The sequence below is a fragment of the Chitinophaga sp. genome (genome assembly GCF_035564935.1).
In the GTDB taxonomy this organism is placed as follows: domain Bacteria; phylum Bacteroidota; class Bacteroidia; order Chitinophagales; family Chitinophagaceae; genus Chitinophaga.
Genome location: NZ_DATMTE010000855.1, coordinates 1 through 4,408, shown reverse-complemented (window position 1 = coordinate 4,408; position 4,408 = coordinate 1). Strand labels below are relative to the sequence as shown.

General features: G+C 48.6%; 6 protein-coding genes. All 6 read left to right on the top strand.

Annotation, left to right across the window (positions count from 1 at the left end; translation table 11 throughout):
• Positions 1–71 precede the first annotated feature (71 nt).
• The 6 genes from VN105_RS22395 to VN105_RS22370 all read left to right on the top strand — a co-directional run bounded on the left by VN105_RS22395 (position 72) and on the right by VN105_RS22370 (position 4,389).
• Positions 72–1,193, top strand: a complete 1,122-nt coding sequence (locus tag VN105_RS22395) for an ABC transporter permease (RefSeq protein WP_325644398.1) — start codon at positions 72–74, stop codon at positions 1,191–1,193.
• Positions 1,194–1,239: 46 nt separating this feature from the next.
• Positions 1,240–1,671: a hypothetical protein gene (locus VN105_RS22390; RefSeq protein WP_325644396.1), complete on the top strand. Its 432-nt coding sequence runs from the start codon at positions 1,240–1,242 to the stop codon at positions 1,669–1,671.
• Between the two features lie 74 nt (positions 1,672–1,745).
• The gene (locus VN105_RS22385; protein ID WP_325644394.1) at positions 1,746–2,885 is read left to right on the top strand and encodes a glycosyltransferase family 1 protein; all 1,140 of its coding nucleotides are present in this window, start codon (positions 1,746–1,748) and stop codon (positions 2,883–2,885) included.
• Positions 2,886–2,914: 29 nt separating this feature from the next.
• Complete coding sequence (gene gldC, locus VN105_RS22380) at positions 2,915–3,268, top strand: gliding motility protein GldC (RefSeq protein ID WP_325644392.1); 354 nt, start codon at positions 2,915–2,917, stop codon at positions 3,266–3,268.
• Between the two features lie 18 nt (positions 3,269–3,286).
• Entirely contained in the window at positions 3,287–3,739 is a 453-nt protein-coding gene (locus VN105_RS22375; RefSeq protein ID WP_325644390.1) for a GatB/YqeY domain-containing protein, read from the top strand.
• Between the two features lie 107 nt (positions 3,740–3,846).
• Positions 3,847–4,389 (top strand): CvpA family protein, encoded by a 543-nt coding sequence (locus tag VN105_RS22370; protein ID WP_142684817.1) that lies wholly within the window; start codon positions 3,847–3,849, stop codon positions 4,387–4,389.
• The last annotated feature ends 19 nt before the right edge of the window (positions 4,390–4,408 follow it).

Here is a 4,408-nt window from a genome sequence, read left to right as displayed (position 1 = left end):
GGCTTGGGAAGTTTGGCAGTTATCAGTGGAAAGGCCGGCAGGTTAATTAAATCCTGGTTTCTTTGTCAGATATGCAGCCCTACTGGAAAAAATTATACCGTAATAAAGGTGCGGTGGCCGGTTTGCTGGTGATCGCCATTGCGGTGTTTATCAGTATTACCGCCTATTTTATTGCACCGGATCATACGCCCAATGCCAACAGGATGGTACTGGAAATAGAAGGCCAGCACCCCGGATTCCGGATCCATATGCTGGCAGTTTGGAAAGAACAGCCAGTGCAAAAAGGATCTTTTTATAGCCGGTTGCTGTACGGGCAGGAGTCTGATTTTACCTGGATCCCTATCCGGTCATGGCAGTTCAGGGACAGCGTGCTGGTGGTACAACGCTACGTGGATGAATCTACCAGCAGGGAGGAAACCTATTCGCTGGCAAAGATTTGGTATGCCACCCCACCAGAGCATCCGCTATCCGCAAAAGCATTACAGGAAGATATACAAAAGGAGAGGATCTTTTCCCGTACCTACTGGCTGGGCACCGATAAATTTGGCCGGGATATCCTGAGCCGGCTGTTGATTGGCACCCGTGTTAGTTTAGGCGTAGGCTGTATTGCCGTAGTTATTTCTCTCAGCATAGGGGTACTGCTGGGCGCCGTTGCCGGCTATTTCAAAGGACGCACCGATGACGTGGTGATGTGGCTGGTAAACGTGGTATGGTCCATGCCAACGCTGTTATTGGTGTTTGCGCTCACCCTGGCGCTGGGTAAGGGATTCTGGCAGGTGTTTATTGCCGTGGGGCTTACCATGTGGGTAGGAGTGGCCCGTATTATCCGCGGGCAGGTACTGGCCATCCGGGAGCTGGAATATGTAGAAGCCGCCAGGGCATTGGGCTACGGGCATGTACGCATCATTGTAAAACATATTTTACCGAATATCATGGGACCGGTGATGGTAGTAGCCGCCGGCAACTTTGCCACTGCTATTGTGGTGGAGGCAGGGCTTAGCTTCCTGGGAGTAGGCGTACAGCCGCCACAACCTTCCTGGGGACTGATGATCAAAGAGAACTACAATTTTATTATCACCCATAATCCCCTGCTGGCGCTGGCGCCGGGTATAGCCATTATGCTTTTGGTGCTGGCCTTCAACCTGTTAGGTAATGGGCTAAGAGATGCTTTGGATGTGAGAAGTAAAATTTGATTTGTATATTAAAAAAAGCTAATTTCATGCTCCTATAACTGGAAATATGTTATTGAAAACCTGTCTCCCTGCCTTCTTAGCTATTTCATTGCTTACTTTTTCTTCCTGTAAAAAGAAGAAAAAAGATAATCCTGCACCCAATGTACAGGAGGAAACACTGGCTTTTGAGCTGCCCGATGTACAGGTGGGGAAGTATAACATGGCGCAGGACAGCACTTATGCGCTGAAAGTAAATGTTACCAGCAAATTGCCGGATAAAGGAGTAAAGGTAACATTGAATGTAGCCACAGAAACAGGTCTTATTCCTTTGCCGCAGGATGATATAGCGGATATCAGATCAACTCCTTTCACTGTTATGCTCCGCCACCTGAAGCCGTTGAAAACATATGAAGTAACTATCAGGCTGGCTTCCCTTGGAAACACCGGCAATGTAACGCCTCCGCAGGTGTTTTACCTCACCAATAAATCCGCGGAATAGCCGGGCGATAAAATCCGCCTGTCCCGAATCTAAAATTGTGTAGGTTTGCAAGCTCGCAGACAAAGGAATCATTTATGCAAATTGCTGTTAATGCCGCTTGTTTACGACAGGACATGCCTGCCGATACCGGGAAAGTGGCAACGGAAATAATACTGGCAATGTGCCGGCAGCAGCCAGCGCATCAGTTCACCTTGTTTTTTGACGGCAAAGTACCGGCAGGCCTGAAAGTACCGGCAAACGTTACTAATGTGGTATTGCCATTAAAGGGCAATAAGCCCTGGCACCTGTACTGGTGGCAGGAGTGGCAGCTGGTGAGGGCTATGAAACCTTTCCGGCCGGATCTGTTCCTGGGGCTGGATGGCGTACTCCCTTTACGTAGTAAGATCCCCGCGGCATTGCTGCTGAGAGATCTTTCGTTTTTGCGTGATGCCGGCTTGCAACCAGCTGCGCAGCAGCGGTCGCTTAAAAAGAATATCACGAAATACCTGGACCGGGCAAGGCGTATAGCCGTACTGTCTGGCGCTGCACAGGAAGAGCTGTTACGTTATGCCCCCGGTGTAAAAGATAAACTGATCCGGCTGGAAACAGGTATCAGCGGGCTTTACAGGCCGCTGGACTGGGAGGAGCGGGAAACAGTGAAAAGGGCTTTCACAGGAGGAGCGGAATATTTCCTGGTAACAGGTAGCCTGCATCCCCGGAATAATATTATACCCGTGCTGAAAGCCTTTTCGGCATTGAAGAAACGCCAGCGCAGCAATATAAAGCTGGTATTGGCGGGCACGGTAACCCCTGCAGGCGCAGAAATTGCTGCTGCTTTACAAAGTTATAAGTTCCGGCAGGATGTGGTATGTATAGCGGACGCGGATGAAGAAACGTTGGCCCGGCTTACCGGTGGCGCTTATGCCCTCGTATATCCGTCGAGGTTTGAAGGGCTGGCTTTGCCTGTATATGCCGCCCGGCGATGCGAGGTACCGGTAATTGCGCTGGAAGGGACGGCTGCCCGGGAGGCAGGCGGGGATGCGGTATTATATGCTGACCCGGCGAGTTTGGATGATCTGTCAGAAAAAATGAGTCTTTTATATAAAGATGAACAATTAAGATCCCGTTTGCTGGCTAAGATCCCTGCAGCGAAGCCTTTCAGCAGCTGGGAGCATGCCGCGGAACAGTTGTGGGGGCAGCTCACCGGCACTGGTTTTTCCAAAATCACCAAATGATGGCTATTTTTGCGCTTTAATTGAAAATCATGAGTAAAGTATCTACCATAAAGATCCAGGTTGGACTGGACGATCAGAAAGTGCCCGAGTCAATAGAGTGGAGCGCTACAGACAACAAAGAAGACCGGATGATCAAGGCCAAAGGGATGATCGTATCTTTCTGGGATCCGGCGGAAAAGGCCGCGCTGCGTATTGACCTGTGGACAAAAGACATGATGGTGGATGAAATGGCCGACTTCTTTTTCCAGACCATGATGACGATGGCCGATACCTACGGAAGGGCTACTCCCTATAAAGACCAGGCAGACGATATGCGTGCTTTTGCCAAAGATTTCTTTAAGAAGTTCCAGGACAAACAAGCTGCCGAAGAAGCAGGAAAATAATCCATTAAACCTAACCATATGTCATTAGAATTAAACATCAACGCAGAAATCAAAGCTGCGATGCTGGGTAAAAAGGAAGCGGACCTGCGTGCATTGCGTGCCATAAAAGCAGCAATCCTGGTAGCTAAAACAGCAGAAGGCGCCAGCGGTGAGCTTACAGAAGCAGATGAGTCTAAACTGTTGCAGAAGCTTGCCAAGCAAAGGAAAGATTCCCTGGAAATTTTCCGCGCCCAGAACCGTGAAGACCTTGCCGTGAAAGAAGAGGAGGAGCTGGTAGTGATTGAACGCTTTCTTCCGAAACAAATGGATGAAGCCGAATTACGTACAGCCATTACCGATATTATAGCCGCCACCGGCGCCAGCTCACCCGCCGACATGGGTAAAGTAATGGGCGTTGCCACCAAACAACTGGCCGGTAAAGCAGATGGAAAAGCCATTTCCGCCCTGGTGAAAGAACTGCTTACTAAATAGTGCTGTCTGGTATTTAACTGGTTGATAAGTGGACAATGGGCAGATAAGCATCTCCCTGAAAACAAAAAAATCAGGTAGTTAAATACCAGATTCCCTATATTTCTATCATGCCTATAGATATTATTTTTGCTATCATCATGGTTTTTGCCATTTACCGGGGATACACCCGGGGGTTGATAGTAGCCTTATTTTCGCTGGTAGCCGCTATATTAGGACTGGCGGCAGCCCTGAAACTAACCGCAATTACCGCATTATATGTACAGGAACACTGGGAAATGCATTCCCGCTGGTTGCCTGTGATCTGTTTCGTATGCCTGTTCCTGGGAGTAATACTGCTCGTGAGGTTGGGAGCCGGTGCGTTACAAAAATTAGTGGAACTGGTAATGTTAGGCTGGCTGAATAAACTCGGCGGAATCCTGTTGTATAGCGTTATATTTATAATAATTTACAGCGTAGTGTTGTGGATGGCTAACCAGGTATACTGGCTGAGCCCCGAAACAAAGCTTCAGTCTGTGGTATATCCTTATATAGAGAATATTGGCCCGTGGGTATTGGATCATATGGGAAGTGTGATCCCGGTTTTTAAGAATATGTTCACCGAACTGCAATCTTTTTTTGAGCAGGCAGCCCGGCATATTCAACCTGGATAACTCGTTCCAAAGATTATTT